Below are 16,760 nucleotides of genomic sequence, written 5' to 3'. Positions count from 1 at the left end.
GGCGGTAGCGTGTCTGTAGGATGCAGGCCTTTTTAGCATGTTACGGTGAAAACTGACGGTACGATTGGCGCAGGGGAAAGAACTGTTCCGATGACCCGATAGGGCTGGCGGGGGGGATAAACCTTTATCAGTATGCGCCGAATCCTCTGTCATGGACCGACCCGCTTGGTCTTTAATGTGGTTTAGCCAAACAAGGCGAAGATTTATATGTTGGTACATATGGTCAGGTACGAGGAGGCAATCTTAGATATGGTCTTAATCCAACACATACTCCTCATCATGCAGTTCCAAATGCTGCCAGCCCCTACAACATATAGTAGAGGCATTACTATTAACTTACGGAAAGATCTTCATGAGTTAATTCGTCCGAATAAAAAGTTATGGAAAAGGCTGGAGACTTAAAGATGACTAAAGATGAAGCGTTACAATTTTTGCTAGAACATCAGCCAATGCCATCGGAACAACTCCTGACACAGGAGCTTATTAATAAATATGATGATGTTAGGAAATATTTTATTGAAAATCCTGCTAAAGAGGCTATACCGCTATTTATGCAATCATATGGAGATGGGGATGGTAGGGGAGTATATCAAGTAGTTGAGGATGTTTTTTATGAATGTGATATTAACGATGTTGTAATATCTATTTCAAATATACTTGAAAACCCTCTTACAGCTAAAGGCGTCAGATATTGGGTAACTCAACTTGCAGCTTCATATCCTGATAAAAGGCTAATTCACGGATTGAATATATCATTAGCATCAGATGATGGTGATATCTCTGAGGCAGCAATAATTGCTTTAGATATTATTAAATAAAAATAAGCCGGGGAAATATTGTACCTTTCCGACTTTTTATTATTTATTCCCGTTCAGCTCACTAAACCAGTACATACTTAATCTCCTTAACTACCTGTTTACCCAGTAGTACCCGATAGGGCTGGCGGGGAGATAAACCGTTATGCGTATGCGCCGAATGCGTTAAGTTGGGTGGGTCCATGGGGGCTATCTAATAGTGGTATATTAGATAAAGTTATGGCTGGTAAAGTCGGAGACCGACCATCTGCCCACCATGTCATATCCGTTGAGGTGTGGAAAGAGAACAAATCATTCTTCAATAATATTGGTATTGGAAAAAACATGAACTCTGCATTTAATGGTATTCATGTTCCAGGTAGCGCATCAGCGATAAAACAAGATGCAGGGAAAGGTATGGATGTTTTCCACAGCAGTTATCATCATAATTATAGTGACATTGTCCGTCAGCGCATTGCTCGTGTTGAACAACAATATAATTCCGGAAGATTGGATGCCAAAGGGGCGGGAATAGCTATAAGGTGGAGCCAGATTGACATGAAAAATAAAATTTGGATGGGACATGTTCCCACAACAAAATGCAGGAGAATGAATTAATGTGCTATTATGTGATAATGAATGATTTTAAATCAACACTTATACCAAGAAACTTACAAGGCATTGTTGATGAGAAATTAAAAATCGATGTAAATTGGGAAATAGAAGGCTCTGATTTTTCGTTTCCTTATAGAATCAAAGATGATGCATGCCCAGAACATATTTTTTTGTTATGCAATAAGGATGTTGGGGCTTTAAAATTTGATTTTTATAAAAAAGACTTTGGGCATTTGATTGACAAGTCTCTGTTTTCAATTTTTGAAAACTATAATCACAATGTTTTTTTGAGAGAGATATAACACCAGTATCGATTGGAAATGGCCAGATTCTTCGTGATGATTTCAAATATGTATATTTTCCGGGCGATAATGTTATAGATGAAGAAAAATCTATTCTTGAAGAAGATAAGTTCGGGGATATCATACCTTTTAAAATTGAATTTAAGGATGATGCACTGGCATATGATATCCTCTCGTTCAGCGACACACTACTAGGCGGCTTTATTATTATTAAGCAAGAGGTTAAGGAAGCAATTGAAAAAAAAAGTTCCGGGGTTTGAAATTTGTGCGACTGGAAAATGCTTTAGACGTGTTCTGTGAGGATTATTTCTACGAGATAGATTCCAATCGTAAGAGAAAGCGTAATAAATTACCTTAATTGCCGGGATGTCTTCACCAGTAACGCTCAGCCCACTTCGCCCTGACGCTGGTCACGCCGCTGGGATTACGACTACCGCAACAACCCGGTGCGCGAAGAGCGTGATGATGATCCGTTCAACTGGTGTAACTGGAAATATGACAGCGCCGGGCGTCTGCTGGAACAGGACGGCACGTCCCCCGGAAAAGAGCAATGGCGCTGGGATGCGGCAGGCAATCCGCTGGATAACAGCCTGCAGCAGTCTGTTCGTCATAACCGTCTCACCCGTTTAAATGGCATTCAGTGGAGCTATGACATTCATGGGCGGACCACCGAAAAAGACAACGGTCAGACGCGCTGGCACTATCGTTACGACGGCGAGCACCGGTTAACCGATGTGGTGGCCGTCCCGAGGGATCGTAACAAACCACAAACGCAGGTCAGTTTCCGCTATGACCCGCTCGGCCGGCGTATCAGCAAAACACGCCAGCAGACGCTGGGGGGCAGGCCGGTAGGAAAGCAGGTGACGACACGTTTCCTGTGGGAAGGTTTTCGCCTGTTGCAGGAAATTCACAACGATGTGCCGCTGACTTATGTCTATAGCGACGCGGAAAGTTATGAACCGCTGGCGCGTATCGATGGCACGAAGGATCCGGATATCTTCTGGTTCCACTGTCAGCCAAACGGTACGCCGGAACAGATGACGGACCGTGAAGGACATATCCGCTGGGAAGGGCAGAACAGCGCGTGGGGTAAACTGTTGCACGAGTCGATACCGCAGGAGACGGGCTATGCGCAGAACCTGCGTATGCAGGGGCAATACCTGGATCGTGAGACCGGGTTGCACTACAATTTGTTCCGTTATTACGACCCGGATAGCGCCAGGTTCACCCGGCAGGACCCGATAGGGCTGGCGGGGGGAATAAACCTTTATCAGTATGCGCCGAATGCGTTGAGTTGGGTGGATCCCAGGGGGTTAACGGCCTGTGGTGCCGGAAGCGCTAAACAGTCCGCGAGAAATATGTCTTTCGTGGACTGGATTAAAGCGAAAGCAAAAGGTGGGAATAATACCCATGTGTATATGGGGTATAAAGATGGTAAACCCGTGTATGTGGGTATAAGTAAGGATGTGGATATTCGTGCTGGACAACATGGTGATAGATTCGATAAATTAGTTCGAATTACCGAAGAACCACTGAATCGAGGGCATGCTCGGAGTATAGAACAGGCAATTATTCATAATAATCCACACTTTGAAAATTCCATCAATAGTATTAGCCCGACGAGGAAGTTATATTCAGATGCTGTTTCGTGGGGCGAAAATTGGCTTAATAACAACGGAGTTACTATAAAATGGCCGACAAGTTAACTGTAATGTCAGGAAATAAAAAGCAAAAAAAATGGCCAGAGGCAGGTGATGTTTTTTATTTTCAATTGAGCGATGGTCGGTTTGGTTATGGCATGGTCGCTTTAGGGAAAATAGATGTCGGCCCATTTAAGAATGCTATTGTCATATATATATATGATAATTTCACATCATCTCTCGGTGAAGATATTGTATTGAATAAAGAAAGATTGTTATTGCCGCCAATTATTACTGATGCTTCATGCTGGAAGAATGGATATTTTGTAACATTAAAAAATATAGATCCAAATAGTATGGATATCTATCCTGAACATTATTTCAAAAACCCGATAAGAAATAAGATTTATGATCATCATGGTACAGTAACTAACTTGTTAATTGATGGAATACCCGTAGGTGAAGAGTCAATTCAATTCCATAGAAGTATTATAAAGTCTATAGAGTATGTATTAAATTAACACGAAAAGCTGGGACAGATTTTGAATCTTCCCGGCTTTTTATTATTTAACCCTCAAGCAAAACACTAAACTCCTCGCTCAGTTCTTGTATCTTGCTGTTATCCTCCGGGGGATAGTACATTTCTCAGAAACTACTATGATGACGGTCCACCCGGTCTCAAGTCCTGCCGCTTCTGGCCAGTTTGTTTGAGAAGCTGGCTGTGGCTGAATGAATAACCGACGGGGGCTCCGTTATTACGACCCGTATAGTGTCAGGTTTACACAGCAGGACCCGGGCTGGCAGGGGGGATAAACCTATACCGGTATGCGCCGAATGCGTTGAGTTGGGTGGATCCCTGGGGGTTATTATGTAAGTCCGCATATAGCGGAAGACGAGGCGTAATTAAAGCTAAGGCAGATTTGAAAAAAATGGTTTTACTGTAATTACTGAAGAAGTCACAATGAAAGTGAATGGTAAGAGGATAAGAGCTGATATTGTGGCGAAAGATGCAAATGGTAATTATCATGTCTTTGAAGTAAAAAATGGTAAAGGTAGGTTGACGAGGGGGCAGAAAGGTTCAGGTGTATACGATAAAGGGGCTGCGAATACGAATGATGGTTTAGGTGGTGGTGGAATCAGTCCATCAAAAGGTACTAAAGAGCAATTTGAAGTCTCTACAAATGGGCCTAATGGTATACCTGTAGATGGAAAGGTAAATATTGTCGATGCAACGTTCTGGCTTCTCCGATATTAAAATAAAGGTAACCCATGTCATTGAAAGAGTTAAGATATGAATTTGAGAGTCGACTTGATTTTTATCTGAAAAGTATGTTTGATGGACAAGAAGGCGTTAAGCTTGGGAAAAATAAGGTCACAATAAAAAAGGGTAAATCTACTGCTCATATTGATTTTGTTTTTCTTAATAATTTACATGCTTATGGAGCTATAATTGTAGTTAAATCACCGACTTTAAAATCAGAACTCGATACATTTCATCCACCATACAAATCAAATTTACCGAATGATGAATATATTTACTGTATGTCTACAATGGGTGAAAAAGATGGTTGTCCATTATTGCCATCGACAGAAGATGGGATTGAAAAAAACCTGTAGATTATTACTTGACAGATTAAAAAACGCTCAGCTTCCGGCTGTTTTTAATTTATTGGATGTGAATGAAGATTTGGTGGGGGATATAATTAGCCATCCTAAATATTATTCATATCCATTCTTACTCATATTGCTAGCAATTAAGAGAAATAATATATCTAAAAATGATATAGATGGTGATGTATTATTCAGCGAAAAAACATTAGGGTTTAATAGTGATAAGGATATTAAATTGGAATTTAATAAAAAAATCTTTCAAGAATATTTATAATAAAAGCCGGATAAGAAATTAAAATTTTCAACTTGAATGTACGAACGAAATTCATAGCCTGATCTGCCAACAAGGGGGATTCATAGCCCTGACCCGATAGAGTCGGAAAGGAGGATAAACCATTCGCTGGCGTTACGACATTCACGGCCGCACCGTGTAGAAGAATAAGGGTCAGACGCGCTGGCACTATCGTTACGACGGCGAGCACCGGTTAACCGATGTGGTGGCCGTCCCGAGGGATCGCAACAAACCACAAACGCAGGTCAGTTTCCGCTATGACCCGCTCGGCCGGCGTATCAGCAAAACACGCCAGCAGACGCTGGGGGGCAGGCCGGTAGGAAAGCAGGTGACGACACGTTTCCTGTGGGAAGGTTTTCGCCTGTTGCAGGAAATTCACGACGATGTGCCCCTGACTTATGTCTATAGCGACGCGGAAAGTTATGAACCGCTGGCGCGTATCGATGGCACGAAGGATCCGGATATCTTCTGGTTCCACTGTCAGCCAAACGGTACGCCGGAACGGATGACGGACCGCGAAGGACATATCCGCTGGGAAGGGCAGAACAGCGCGTGGGGTAAACTGCTGCACGAGTCGATACCGCAGGAGACGGGCTATGCGCAGGACCTGCGTATGCAGGGGCAATACCTGGATCGTGAGACCGGGTTGCACTACAATTTGTTCCGTTATTACGACCCGGATAGCGCCAGGTTTACCCGGCAGGACCCGACAGGGCTGGCGGGGGGGATAAACTTATATCAGTATGCACCGAATCCGTTATCGTGGATCGATCCGCTAGGTCTTAGCAAAATTCATATTGGATATGTTTTTCGTGCGTTGACTAAAGGACAGAAAAAATGTGCGCAGGGAGGGGGGAAGATTCCGCCAAAAGATCCTCATGCCGACTATTCTGTACAGGAGCATATTGAAAATGGAAAGCTATCAACTCAACTGATATCTACTACGAAAAAAGAAAGCACCGCAGATTTTTATAATTAAAATGACAGTAAAGTAAAAATAGATTTATCAAAAATATCAGATAATGAAATTATTGATGTTAGTAATGGACAAGGATTATCTGGTAAGGCTTCTCGATATGCCAGGAAAGATAAAGAAGTAATCCTGACTAACGGTATCCCATCTGGTTCGTATGAGATTATTAAATGAACGAAGAATTATTTTCTCAATTAAAAAACTTATCAAAAAAACTGAATGATTTTTATAGTGAAGAATATCTATCTGAAGAGGATGAATATCTTGCAAATAAAGAGATAAAATCTGAACTTATTGAGTTTATTATAAAATCAAATGACTCAAGTGAGTTTTTACTTGTGCAGAATGCGTTGCTTCTCCTTTTTGATAACACAGGTTGTCAGGAAGATTTTGAAATATTGGATGAAATAATTTCACCATTATTTGAAAAAAATATTCTTGATGATAAGTTACTGGAGAAATACTGTAATAACTCTCCTCTATCAAGATGGAGGTAATAACATAATAAAAACCGGGTAGAAAATTAAATCTTCCCGGCTTTTTTATTATTCAATCCCCGTTCAGTACACTAAACATCCCGTACTTAATTCCATTAACCACCTGTTTAGCCAGGTAAAGCTACTCGCGCAGATCCTGCACCTCGTTACTCTCCGCCATCAGCACAATACACCCCTCCGAGATCCTGACCGTCACGCTCCGCCCGGTCTCAAATCCCGCCTCTTTTAACCAGTTGCCCTTGAGGGTCAGGCTGGGGTGGGATGAATAGTAGGTTTGGTAATGTTCCGTCGGTTTTCGTGGCGGACTCTGACATCGCTGGCTTTGTAGCGACGCTGTGTCTTGGAAAGGGTGACTTCTGGCTTAGAATAGCTCGGTGCAGATAAGGGAATATCAGGGTGTGGCGGTAGCGTGTCTGTAGGATGCAGGCCTTTTTAGCATGTTACGGTGAAAACTGACGGTACGATTGGCGCAGGGGAAAGAACTGTTCCGATGACCCGGTAGGGCTGGCGGGGGGATAAACCTTTATCATTATGCGCCGAATCCTCTGTCATGGACCGACCCGCTTGGTCTTTAATGTGGTTTAGCCAAACAAGGCGAAGATTTATATGTTGGTACATATGGTCAGGTACGAGGAGGCAACCTTAGATCTGGTCTTAATCCAACACATACTCCTCATCATGCAGTTCCAAATGCTGCCAGCCCCTACAACATATAGTAGAGGCATTACTATTAACTTACGGAAAGATCTTCATGAGTTAATTCGTCCGAATAAAAAGTTATGGAAAAGGCTGGAGACTTAAAGATGACTAAAGATGAAGCGTTACAATTTTTGCTAGAACATCAGCCAATGCCATCGGAACAACTCCTGACACAGGAGCTTATTAATAAATATGATGATGTTAGGAAATATTTTATTGAAAATCCTGCTAAAGAGGCTATACCGCTATTTATGCAATCATATGGAGATGGGGATGGTAGGGGAGTATATCAAGTAGTTGAGGATGTTTTTTATGAATGTGATATTAACGATGTTGTAATATCTATTTCAAATATACTTGAAAACCCTCTTACAGCTAAAGGCGTCAGATATTGGGTAACTCAACTTGCAGCTTCATATCCTGATAAAAGGCTAATTAATGGATTGAATATATCATTAGCATCAGATGATGGTGATATCTCTGAGGCAGCAATAATTGCTTTAGATATTATTAAATAAAAATAAGCCGGAGAAATATTGTACCTTTCCGACTTTTTATTATTTATTCCCGTTCAGCTCACTAAACCAGTACATACTTAATCTCCTTAACTACCTGTTTACCCAGTAGTACCCGATAGGGCTGGCGGGGGATAAACCTTTACCGGTATGCGCCGGATGCGTTGAGTTGGGTGGGTCCATGGGGGTTATCTAATAGTGGTATATTAGATAAAGCTATGGCTGGTAAAGTCGGAGACCGACTATCTGCCCACCATGTCATACCCGTTGAGGTGTGGAAAGAGAACAAATCATTCTTCAATAATATTGGCTTTGGAAAAGACATGAACTCTGCATTTAATGGTATTCATGTTCCAGGTAGCGCATCAGCGATGAAACAAGATGCAGGGAAAGGTATGGATGTTTTCCACAGCAGCAATCATCATAATTATAGTGACACTGTCCGTCAGCGCATTGCTCGTGTTGAACAACAATATAATTCCGGAAGATTGGATGCCAAAGGGGCGGGAATAGCTATAAGGCGGATCCAGATTGACATGAAAAATAAAGTTTGGATGGGACATATTCCCACAACAAAATGCAGGAGAATGAATTAATGTGCTATTATGTGATAATGAATGACTTTAAATCAACACTTATGCCAAGAAACTTACAAGGCATTGTTGATGAGAAATTAAAAATCGATGTAAATTGGGAAGTAGAAGGTTCTGATTTTTCGTTTCCTTATAGAATCAAAGATGATGCATGCCCAGAACATATTTTTTGTTATGCAATAAAGATGTTGGGGCTTTAAAATTTGATTATTATAAAAAAGACTTTGGGCATTTGATTGACAAGTCTCTGTTTTCAATTTTTGAAAACTATAATCACAATATTTTTTTTGATAGAGATATAACACCAGTATCGATTGGAAATGGCCAGATTCTTCGTGATGATTTCAAATATGTATATTTTCCGGGCGATAATGTTATAGATGAAGAAAAATCTATTCTTGAAGAAGATAAGTTCGGGGATATTATACCTTTTAAAATTGAATTTAAGAATGATGCACTGGCATATGATATCCTCTCGTTCAGCGACACACTACTAGGCGGCTTTATTATTATTAAGCAAGAGGTTAAAGAAGCAATTGAAAAAAAAAGGTTCCGGGGATTGAAATTTGTGCGACTGGAAAATGCTTTAGACGTGTTCTGTGAGGATTATTTCTACGAGATAGATTCCAATCGTAAGAGAAAGCGTAATAAATTACCTTAATTGCCGGGATGTCTTCACCAGTAACGCTCAGCCCACTTCGCCCTGACGCTGGTCACGCCGCTGGGATTACGACTACCGCAACAATCCGGTGCGCGAAGAGCGTGATGATGATCCGTTCAACTGGTGTAACTGGAAATATGACAGCGCCGGGCGTCTGCTGGAACAGGACGGCACGTCCCCCGGAAAAGAGCAGTGGCGCTGGGATGCGGCGGGTAACCCGCTGGATAACAGCCTGCAGCAGTCTGTTCGTCATAACCGTCTCACCCGTTTAAATGGCATTCAGTGGAGCTATGACATTCATGGGCGGACCACCGAAAAAGACAACGGTCAGACGCGCTGGCATTATCGTTACGACGGCGAGCACCGGTTAACCGATGTGGTGGCCGTCCCGAGGGATCGCAACAAACCACAAACGCAGGCCAGTTTCCGCTATGACCCGCTCGGCCGGCGTATCAGCAAAACACGCCAGCAGACGCTGGGGGGCAGGCCGGTAGGAAAGCAGGTGACGACGCGTTTCCTGTGGGAAGGCTTTCGCCTGTTGCAGGAAATTCACGACGATATGCCCCTGACTTATGTTTATAGCGACGCGGAAAGTTATGAACCGCTGGCGCGTATCGATGGCACGAAGGATCCGGATATCTTCTGGTTCCACTGTCAGCCAAACGGTACGCCGGAACGGATGACGGACCGTGAAGGACATATCCGCTGGGAAGGGCAGAACAGCGCGTGGGGGAAACTGCTGCACGAGTCGATACCGCAGGAGACGGGCTATGCGCAGAACCTGCGTATGCAGGGGCAATACCTGGATCGTGAGACCGGGTTGCACTACAATTTGTTCCGTTATTACGATCCGGATAGCGGCAGGTTTACCCGGCAGGACTCGATAGGGCTAAGAGGTGGATTAAACTTATATGCTTATGCACCGAATACATTAAGTTGGATCGATCCGCTTGGTTTAACCTGCAAGTTAACAAACCAGTAGTTTAAGAATAAACTTAGATCAATTTGAAATCAGAACACCGTAGGTGGTAATCGGGGAATTACTGGCGTTGTATCACAGAATGATGCTTTCAGATTAGGTGAAGTATTTGTAGGTCCTAATTATAGAGTTATGTCCAGCGGTCAAGGGCTTGTGTCAGAACATGGTTTGAGAATATTCAGATTCCCTGCTGATAAAAAGGGATTTGATCGTGTTAACGGTCATCCATGGTCGAAGACAGGAAAACAAGTGAATTTTAAAACCAAAAATATGGATGGTGATGTTATTGCTAATGTTCACTTAGAAGTGGAGGATTTTCGGCCGTGAAAAAGAATAAACCTCAACTTATCTTATACGATATGTCTTCAACAATGTTCGATCCGCTTAGTGAGTGGGAGCCTGCTTCTCTTGAAGATACATATGCAGCTGTTGATTTATGCATTGGGATGAATGATGGTGAAAAAGGAAGCAACTATTTCTATGTGAAAATTGCCACCCCAGAAGCCTTGAGAAAGCGTTCAAGGAATTTTCTTATAACAGATAATAGAGTTATTGTAATTGATTATTTTGATTATTATTTACTTAGAAAGGTAATCGAAAATATTTTAAAAAAATGTACAAGAGAAAATTGGGATGAATCTTGTCTTGTATTACAACGCTATTTTTCATGGGAATATGAAGATTATCAGTATGAAAAATAGATAGTTAATTTTGTGAAAGATAAGTAATAATAGAAAGCTGGGAAAGAAATTAACTCTTCCCGGCCCTTATAGCGAAGCTGTGCTTTGGAAACTCTGTCTTTGGGCTTTGAATGGTGCGAAGGAGTATCGGGAGCGGTAGCATGTCTGTATGATTCGGGCGTTTTAGCAGATTATGGTGCAGATTGACGGTACGATTAGTGTTGGAGATGAGATTGTTCCGATGACCTAACAGGGCTGGCGGGGGGATAAACCTTTACCGGTATGCGCCGAATGCGTTGAGTTGGGTGGATCCCTGGGGGTTACAACGGCTTTGTGCATTTGGAAATAAGAGCGGGCCAAAAGGTATTCGTGAGCGAAATTTGGCACCCAATAAGCATGGCTTGCTTCCTTCACAAGCAGGTAAGGCTAGACCTCAAGGTAAATCAGTGACCAGAACACCTGAAGAATCTGGTTTACAGGGACATTATCATACTTTACGTGAAGATGTGAAAATGCCTGGTGGGTTAGGTATTAAACACGATGGGCGTGATATGCCGGGAGGGTATATGTCTCCTGGACACTCAACAGTGTATCCTACTAGAGATATGACGCCAGATGAGTTCAATGATTTGTCTAATTCATTACCATGGGAGTGTGGTGGTAAAATATGAAAGATTTAATAAAAAAATTTATTGCTATTGAAGGTTTTTATAATGAAGAAACACGTAATTTTATTGAGTTAGTCCAGCATAATGGAATTACATGGTCGAAATATGAGTTACAGGAAACCGCTCTAAATCAATACTATTATCTTGTCCGTTCCTTAATTCTTGAATATGATCCTGATTTAATGTTTATGCTGTGTTCACCCGATAGTGAACATAGAAGAGTATCTTTGAAATTAATAAAAGATGGCCTGCTTGATTTTTCTTTGTCTGATTTGTTTATCGAGAAACTTATAAATACATCGATCAATGGCAATGATGAAGAAAAGAAATTGTCGAGAAATATTATAATTTCACGTGGATGGCTGTTAACTCGGAATGAGTTAGTCGGGAATATCATATCTGATTTTTATAAAAAAGATTTAGACTATTATTTATATAAAGATATTGGTGAACTTTTGTACGTTATAAAAAATAATGCATTATTAAATGCACATATAAAATTAGGAATGCGTAGTCAAGATAAAGACATAGTTGAGTTGGCTAATGAACTGCAAATGAATTTAGTTGGCGGATAATTCTGCATTTGCATTCTCAATGGAAGATTTTAGTTATGAGGCGAGACTGCATTATACATTCCGCAGATACTATGACCCGGAGTATGGAAAATTTACATAACCTGGTCCGATAGCGCTGGCGAGGGGACTGAATACATATGCTTATGCGCCTAACCCGTTAAACTGGGTCGACCCGCTTGGTCTTAAATGCTGGAGTTCAGCCAGACGAGATTACTGGAAAGCAGAAGCTGAAGCTGCGCCAAAGGGCATGTATTCATCAGTGAATATGTTAAGAATGCGTTTTGGGTTAGCTCCAAAAATAAGAGTTAGAGAATTTCACTTTAAAAATCGAAAAGAAAGGGTAAGAAATGTGTCATTGGAGTTGAACCATCGTCATTGGCCTCAATGCGATGGTTAGCATGTGGATATTCCATATAACCTCGAGAAAGTTACGCCCCGGGAGCATGCCGCTAAGGATCCCTATAGATATCCGGGTAGTGAGTTACTTGAAATATTACAAGGTATTGGAAACTATAAAGGATTTTAAAATGAAACTAACTGAATTTATGCAGTCAGATTTTTATTTGAATTATCTTGATAATTTAGATAAGGAAATGCCAGTTAAAATAGATCGAGTATCAATAGTACATGATGTTATTCTAAAAATAGAGCTAGATTCTTTAAATTATGCATCGTTGACTTTAAATGATATAAAATGGCTAATTGAAAATCACAGGTTTAAAACAATACGTTATATATTGAAAAAACAAGAAACATATACTGAACCAGATGGCGGTAAGGATAATATTATCAATTTGGCGCCTCAGGTAAATTTCCCTGTCGGTCATCTGATTGAATGTTATTTATTATCGAGAAGACCAGGCGATTTACTTGAGTATGTAACGAAAATTCAGATCCCTGGCCCTAAAAAATACGTAAAGGAAATTGAAAAAATATTTTCAGAAATAAAGCCCTCATGACTTGAATAGCCGGGCGGAAAATCAAATCTTCCCGGTTTTTTATTATTTAATTCCTCTTAAATTCACTAACCAAGCACGTCTTTAACCCACTCTTTAGCCTGGTAAAGCTGCTCGCACAGTTCTTGTATTTTGAGAGACGTACATTACCATTGGATACGCTGAATAAACCATATAAAGTCAATGAAGTTCTCGTTTCTATCCATGCTGATACTGGGCCAGCAATACCCTGGTTTAACCAACCAGGCTGGAGGTACAGGCAAACATTATGATCCTATAAATGGACAGGGTTGTATATGCAACAGGATGGAAAGAATATTATCTATGCAGGACGTGGTGATGCACCAAAGCGGAGGCTAAATAGTTACAACAAAGGATTATGAATCTTAATGGTAGAGCTAAATCAACGAATTCCTTAATAAATCTCTTCAATAAAATTAGATCATTTAGACCTAATAACCCAAACGCTAGTGCATATGACATTGCGGGTCATAGCAGTGATTGGGTGGGAAAGTATCTAAAGATGCGTTATCAATTCTGAAAGGTAATTGTTTATGACAGTAAAATATAAAGAGGGCGACATTTTTGTCATTCCTATGAGTAATGGCAAATATGCGCTTTGTCAGATTGTCTTTGCTCCAAAGCAAAAGTTCAAACAAGCGATAGGGTTCTGTATTTTATCAATACAGAATACCAAAAAAGTTAGAGATAGCGGTGCACTAACACCATTATCTTTTGAAAAGTTTGGCAAAGAGATGAAAGTTATTTTTACTGGTAATCAAAATATTACTAAAGGCCTTTGGAAAATTATCGCTAACGCTGATCTCACAGAAGACAAAAAACAATTAAAAATATTTAATTATGCAGGTGGTTTATATGATGGTGAGGAGGAAATCAGGAGGTTGTCTGTTGCTGAATATCCTAATTACACAACGATGGGGATTTCCGGCTTTGAGCTTGTCGACAATGTTCTGACGAATATGTGAATATCAGAGGAAGGTTGTTTCTCCTGTTAACTATCCCGTACGATGTGGGAATTTTTCGTATGTTATTGTAAATCTGTTATTGTTGGGGTGCTTTGATGGTTTTTTTAATGAATATCATTGCTATTGTATTAATTACTGTATTTGATACAGAAATAATACCGCTAACCAGGCAGATATAAATTACTACAGTTACATTGCCGTGACTGTTCGGCATTCCTATTCTTATCAGGTTACTATTAAGCCGTTGTACGACCAGGAAAACCAGACGTACGACTACATCTCCTTCCTGAAAAAGAATAATCTGACTTTCGGTTACGGTGATTACTGGAAATTATCTAACAACGTTAACTGGCTATCGTTTGGTGAAATCCATATTTCCCCGGTGATGTTTGATAAAGTTGATTTCCATATTCAGTTTGACAGCACTCGTTCCCAGACACTGAGATCGTGGTTAACCGATGCTTACGTACAAACCTCGCCGGAGCGCCAGTTTGTGGCGATCCCCGCAGTCGAAACGGAAACGGCGCCCCATCCGCGCCTGGAGGCGGTGAGGGCGCAGTTGGGCAAACCTGACGAGACGCTGCTCTACGCCGACATGACGATTTTCGTTTATCACCACCGGATACCGCTACGCTAAGCACAACGGTGAGCCCTGAGGTATCAATTCACATCAGGGCTCACCGATTCATCCTCTCTAATAACCCGACAGGCAGGGAGAGCCAATCTCTGTTCTGAGCAAGGGAAACAAAACACCCCTGTAAGCGCAATTCAGACGCTGCCGACGCTCTGGCGTTTTTCCAGTCGCCGGTAAAGCGTACTGCGTGAAATTCCCAGTTTTTTTGCCGCCAGGCTCATATTGCCCTGGGCCTCACGGATGGCGATTTGCTCATCGGCAGGGGCAGACAGCATAACGGGCGCCGGTGCGGGAGTGGGATCGCCGGGCAGATCCGCCAGCCGGACCACCGAATGGTCATCCGCCAGCGCCAGTAATACCCGCAACTGGCTTAACAACTGACGCACATTGCCCGGCCAGGGGCGGGCGGCAAGGGCGTGGATAGCCTCTTCGCTAAGGGTAATATCACGCGCGCTGGCGCCCAGCTCCTGCCACAATTTTTGGATAAACTGGCGAGTGTCGGGCCATTCGCGCAGCGGCGGGATGCGCAGATGAAACTCCTGAATGCGGTACAGCAGGTCTTCACGAAATGCCTCAGCGGCCACCTGCGCGGTAAGATCCTGATGGGTGGCGCAGATCAGCGCAAAATTGACGCTGTAGGCGGTATTTGAGCCGAGCGGCGTCACTTTTTTCTCCTGCAATACCCGAAGCAACCGGGTTTGCAGACCCGGTGGCATATCGCCGATTTCATCAAGAAACAGAACGCCGCCATGGGCTTCGCGGAATTTCCCGCTATAACCTTTCGGGTTGGCCCCGGTAAATGCGCCTGGGGCATAGCCAAACAGCTCCGATTCAATCAGATTCTCGGGCAGGGCCGCGCAGTTAATGGCGACAAAATTACCCTCCCGCCACTGGCTGCGGCTGTGTAACTCGCGGGCGCAATGCTCTTTACCGCTTCCTGTCTCGCCGGTGATACACAGGGCAATCCCGGCATTGATAATCCGCAGCGCTTTCTCTTTTTCCGGGTCAACCGTAACCGGCGTGCGGGCGACGCCACGACCCATATAGCGGCGCGTGGGTGTGGTCTGGCGGGCGTAATAACGCTGACGATTGCTGGCTTCCAGGGTGGTTTCACCCGCATTAAGAGTGATGCCTGGAAACAGTGTCTCGATCGCTGTCTCACCAAAGTGTCCCGGTGTGAGACAAAACTCGTCTATCGCCAGCTTGTTTGCTCCCAGCAACGTGTTCTGCTCAAAAATCAGCAGCAGCTCCTGAGCGCTTCCCAGCACGCTGGCGTCACTGTGCAGGCTCAGCAACCAGCGATCGGCACTGACGGTGCTGGCGGCCCACGCATGCTCAATCTGGCAGACTGCCCGGCGAATCAGGGCGGCCGCATCGTGTTTCGGCAGTTGCGCCGGAGTGGAGATGTCCAGTACGCCGGCCACGGTGCCGTCCGGGCGAAATACCGGTGAAGCGGAACAGAACAGCCCGGCATTGCGGTTAAGGTAGTGCTCACCGCCGGAGACCTCGCAGTGGCGCTGCATAGCCAGCGCGGTGCCAATGGCGTTGGTTCCCCGTGCATGTTCACCCCACAAATTGCCCGGCGCCAGCGCATAACGCTGCGCTTTATGCAGGAAATCGGCATTGCCGTGGGTTTCCAGTACCAGGCCGGTGGCATCCGACATCACCATAATAGACGGATGGCTGGACAATTCCGGTTGCAGCCTGGCAAGAAGCGGCGCAACTAACTGGCTTATCCAGGCATTTTCCGCCCGCGCGTCTTTCAGCATCGACCTGGCCACCCACGGCTGGGTGTCGTCGTCGCGGTGAAGCCCGTAATTGAGGCTACGCTGCCAGGAGTCTTCCAGTTGGCAGGGAAGCCCGGTGGTCTGCGGGGCGAGAGTAAAAGACGGTACGCGATGCGGCATGGCACACTCCGGAGAACTGAGATGTTACAATTGTGTAGCATAAAAGTGTCCCGCGTGTAGCGATGGACGACACAGTTCGCGAAGGGCGGTGCGATTTTTTTATCCTGTCAGACAGCAATGATAAAAATTTTAATTTCGTAACCTGCTGTTTTAGAAAAAGATAAAAGATTTTCTCTGTTCGGC

19 protein-coding genes and 8 pseudogenes are annotated in these 16,760 nt (G+C 43.2%); 25 read left to right on the top strand and 2 right to left on the bottom strand.

What is annotated here, in order from left to right; translation table 11 throughout:
• Window positions 1-89: 89 nt before the first annotated feature.
• The 13 genes and pseudogenes from C5523_RS27900 to C5523_RS15905 all read left to right on the top strand — a co-directional run.
• Window positions 90-173 (top strand): annotated as a pseudogene (locus C5523_RS27900) (RHS repeat-associated core domain-containing protein); the annotation flags it as partial.
• Window positions 174-404: 231 nt separating this feature from the next.
• Window positions 405-818: a hypothetical protein gene (locus tag C5523_RS15950; RefSeq protein WP_108701510.1), complete on the top strand. Its 414-nt coding sequence runs from the start codon at window positions 405-407 to the stop codon at window positions 816-818.
• Between the two features lie 216 nt (window positions 819-1,034).
• Window positions 1,035-1,412 (top strand): AHH domain-containing protein, encoded by a 378-nt coding sequence (locus tag C5523_RS15945; RefSeq protein WP_223878710.1) that lies wholly within the window; start codon window positions 1,035-1,037, stop codon window positions 1,410-1,412.
• A gap of 17 nt (window positions 1,413-1,429) precedes the next feature.
• Window positions 1,430-1,711 (top strand): Imm43 family immunity protein, encoded by a 282-nt coding sequence (locus tag C5523_RS27895; RefSeq protein WP_255423462.1) that lies wholly within the window; start codon window positions 1,430-1,432, stop codon window positions 1,709-1,711.
• On the top strand, window positions 1,708-1,971 hold the full coding sequence (locus C5523_RS27890; RefSeq protein WP_369944951.1) for an Imm43 family immunity protein: 264 nt from the start codon (window positions 1,708-1,710) through the stop codon (window positions 1,969-1,971). Before C5523_RS27895 ends, C5523_RS27890 begins: the two co-directional genes overlap by 4 nt.
• 93 nt (window positions 1,972-2,064) lie before the next feature.
• Window positions 2,065-3,036: pseudogene (locus C5523_RS15935) on the top strand (RHS repeat domain-containing protein); the annotation flags it as partial.
• Window positions 3,037-3,401: 365 nt separating this feature from the next.
• Window positions 3,402-3,872, top strand: coding sequence for an Imm26 family immunity protein (locus tag C5523_RS15930; protein ID WP_107224767.1), 471 nt, complete (start codon window positions 3,402-3,404; stop codon window positions 3,870-3,872).
• 229 nt (window positions 3,873-4,101) lie between these two features.
• Window positions 4,102-4,217 (top strand): annotated as a pseudogene (locus C5523_RS28010) (RHS repeat-associated core domain-containing protein); the annotation flags it as partial.
• A gap of 95 nt (window positions 4,218-4,312) precedes the next feature.
• Window positions 4,313-4,606: a hypothetical protein gene (locus C5523_RS15920; RefSeq protein ID WP_108701509.1), complete on the top strand. Its 294-nt coding sequence runs from the start codon at window positions 4,313-4,315 to the stop codon at window positions 4,604-4,606.
• A gap of 14 nt (window positions 4,607-4,620) precedes the next feature.
• Complete coding sequence (locus C5523_RS27280) at window positions 4,621-4,968, top strand: hypothetical protein (protein WP_155525403.1); 348 nt, start codon at window positions 4,621-4,623, stop codon at window positions 4,966-4,968.
• A complete protein-coding gene (locus C5523_RS15915; protein WP_155525402.1) occupies window positions 4,952-5,236 on the top strand; it encodes a hypothetical protein in 285 nt (94 codons plus the stop codon). Before C5523_RS27280 ends, C5523_RS15915 begins: the two co-directional genes overlap by 17 nt.
• Window positions 5,237-5,357: 121 nt before the next feature.
• Window positions 5,358-6,044: pseudogene (locus C5523_RS27730) on the top strand (RHS repeat-associated core domain-containing protein); the annotation flags it as partial.
• Window positions 6,045-6,397: 353 nt separating this feature from the next.
• Entirely contained in the window at window positions 6,398-6,724 is a 327-nt protein-coding gene (locus tag C5523_RS15905; RefSeq protein ID WP_223878709.1) for a hypothetical protein, read from the top strand.
• Window positions 6,725-6,776: 52 nt separating this feature from the next.
• Here C5523_RS15905 and C5523_RS27275 read toward each other — a convergent pair.
• A pseudogene (locus tag C5523_RS27275) lies at window positions 6,777-7,114 on the bottom strand (SymE family type I addiction module toxin).
• Between the two features lie 93 nt (window positions 7,115-7,207).
• Between C5523_RS27275 and C5523_RS28005 the strand changes: the two are divergent.
• The 12 genes and pseudogenes from C5523_RS28005 to C5523_RS15840 form a co-directional block, all read left to right on the top strand.
• Window positions 7,208-7,296: pseudogene (locus C5523_RS28005) on the top strand (RHS repeat-associated core domain-containing protein); the annotation flags it as partial.
• Between the two features lie 231 nt (window positions 7,297-7,527).
• Window positions 7,528-7,941: a hypothetical protein gene (locus C5523_RS15890; protein WP_108701506.1), complete on the top strand. Its 414-nt coding sequence runs from the start codon at window positions 7,528-7,530 to the stop codon at window positions 7,939-7,941.
• Between the two features lie 112 nt (window positions 7,942-8,053).
• Window positions 8,054-8,534 (top strand): annotated as a pseudogene (locus C5523_RS15885) (AHH domain-containing protein); the annotation flags it as partial.
• 148 nt (window positions 8,535-8,682) lie between these two features.
• Window positions 8,683-9,192 carry an Imm43 family immunity protein gene (locus C5523_RS15880; RefSeq protein ID WP_223878708.1) on the top strand — a complete coding sequence of 170 codons (510 nt, stop codon included), beginning with the start codon at window positions 8,683-8,685 and terminating at the stop codon, window positions 9,190-9,192.
• Window positions 9,188-10,153, top strand: a pseudogene (locus C5523_RS15875) (RHS repeat domain-containing protein); the annotation flags it as partial. The gene C5523_RS15880 and the pseudogene C5523_RS15875, both read left to right, overlap by 5 nt.
• Window positions 10,154-10,494: 341 nt before the next feature.
• A complete protein-coding gene (locus C5523_RS15870; protein WP_223878707.1) occupies window positions 10,495-10,872 on the top strand; it encodes an Imm8 family immunity protein in 378 nt (125 codons plus the stop codon).
• Between the two features lie 425 nt (window positions 10,873-11,297).
• Window positions 11,298-11,522 carry a hypothetical protein gene (locus C5523_RS27270; RefSeq protein ID WP_155525401.1) on the top strand — a complete coding sequence of 75 codons (225 nt, stop codon included), beginning with the start codon at window positions 11,298-11,300 and terminating at the stop codon, window positions 11,520-11,522.
• Window positions 11,519-12,094 (top strand): hypothetical protein, encoded by a 576-nt coding sequence (locus C5523_RS15865; RefSeq protein WP_108701504.1) that lies wholly within the window; start codon window positions 11,519-11,521, stop codon window positions 12,092-12,094. Before C5523_RS27270 ends, C5523_RS15865 begins: the two co-directional genes overlap by 4 nt.
• A gap of 527 nt (window positions 12,095-12,621) precedes the next feature.
• Window positions 12,622-13,053: a hypothetical protein gene (locus C5523_RS27450; RefSeq protein ID WP_172960900.1), complete on the top strand. Its 432-nt coding sequence runs from the start codon at window positions 12,622-12,624 to the stop codon at window positions 13,051-13,053.
• A 122-nt stretch (window positions 13,054-13,175) separates the two neighbouring features.
• Window positions 13,176-13,322 carry a glycohydrolase toxin TNT-related protein gene (locus C5523_RS28000; RefSeq protein ID WP_223878706.1) on the top strand — a complete coding sequence of 49 codons (147 nt, stop codon included), beginning with the start codon at window positions 13,176-13,178 and terminating at the stop codon, window positions 13,320-13,322.
• A 282-nt stretch (window positions 13,323-13,604) separates the two neighbouring features.
• A complete protein-coding gene (locus tag C5523_RS15845) occupies window positions 13,605-14,036 on the top strand; it encodes an immunity 26/phosphotriesterase HocA family protein (protein ID WP_108701503.1) in 432 nt (143 codons plus the stop codon).
• Between the two features lie 199 nt (window positions 14,037-14,235).
• Entirely contained in the window at window positions 14,236-14,673 is a 438-nt protein-coding gene (locus C5523_RS15840; RefSeq protein ID WP_155525400.1) for a hypothetical protein, read from the top strand.
• Between the two features lie 131 nt (window positions 14,674-14,804).
• Here C5523_RS15840 and C5523_RS15835 read toward each other — a convergent pair whose 3' ends face one another.
• Entirely contained in the window at window positions 14,805-16,577 is a 1,773-nt protein-coding gene (locus tag C5523_RS15835) for a sigma-54-dependent Fis family transcriptional regulator (protein WP_108701501.1), read from the bottom strand.
• Window positions 16,578-16,760: the final 183 nt, after the last annotated feature.

The sequence above is a fragment of the Phytobacter sp. SCO41 genome (genome assembly GCF_003073275.1).
In the GTDB taxonomy this organism is placed as follows: domain Bacteria; phylum Pseudomonadota; class Gammaproteobacteria; order Enterobacterales; family Enterobacteriaceae; genus Phytobacter; species Phytobacter diazotrophicus.
The sequence above is the reverse complement of the archived record's forward strand: the minus strand, read 5'-3'. Positions and strand labels throughout refer to the sequence as shown.

Excerpts from the sequence above, each read along its gene's own strand:
- C5523_RS15920 (WP_108701509.1), top strand. The coding sequence starts at position 4,313 with ATGAAAGTGAATGGTAAGAGGATAAGAGCTGATATTGTGGCGAAAGAT.
- C5523_RS15880 (WP_223878708.1), top strand. The coding sequence starts at position 8,683 with ATGCCCAGAACATATTTTTTGTTATGCAATAAAGATGTTGGGGCTTTA.
- C5523_RS15905 (WP_223878709.1), top strand. The coding sequence starts at position 6,398 with ATGAACGAAGAATTATTTTCTCAATTAAAAAACTTATCAAAAAAACTG.
- C5523_RS27450 (WP_172960900.1), top strand. The coding sequence starts at position 12,622 with ATGAAACTAACTGAATTTATGCAGTCAGATTTTTATTTGAATTATCTT.
- C5523_RS15845 (WP_108701503.1), top strand. The coding sequence starts at position 13,605 with ATGACAGTAAAATATAAAGAGGGCGACATTTTTGTCATTCCTATGAGT.
- C5523_RS15930 (WP_107224767.1), top strand. The coding sequence starts at position 3,402 with ATGGCCGACAAGTTAACTGTAATGTCAGGAAATAAAAAGCAAAAAAAA.
- C5523_RS15890 (WP_108701506.1), top strand. The coding sequence starts at position 7,528 with ATGACTAAAGATGAAGCGTTACAATTTTTGCTAGAACATCAGCCAATG.
- C5523_RS15945 (WP_223878710.1), top strand. The coding sequence starts at position 1,035 with ATGGCTGGTAAAGTCGGAGACCGACCATCTGCCCACCATGTCATATCC.
- C5523_RS15835 (WP_108701501.1), bottom strand. The coding sequence starts at position 16,577 with ATGCCGCATCGCGTACCGTCTTTTACTCTCGCCCCGCAGACCACCGGG.
- C5523_RS15950 (WP_108701510.1), top strand. The coding sequence starts at position 405 with ATGACTAAAGATGAAGCGTTACAATTTTTGCTAGAACATCAGCCAATG.
- C5523_RS15865 (WP_108701504.1), top strand. The coding sequence starts at position 11,519 with ATGAAAGATTTAATAAAAAAATTTATTGCTATTGAAGGTTTTTATAAT.
- C5523_RS27280 (WP_155525403.1), top strand. The coding sequence starts at position 4,621 with ATGTCATTGAAAGAGTTAAGATATGAATTTGAGAGTCGACTTGATTTT.
- C5523_RS27895 (WP_255423462.1), top strand. The coding sequence starts at position 1,430 with ATGAATGATTTTAAATCAACACTTATACCAAGAAACTTACAAGGCATT.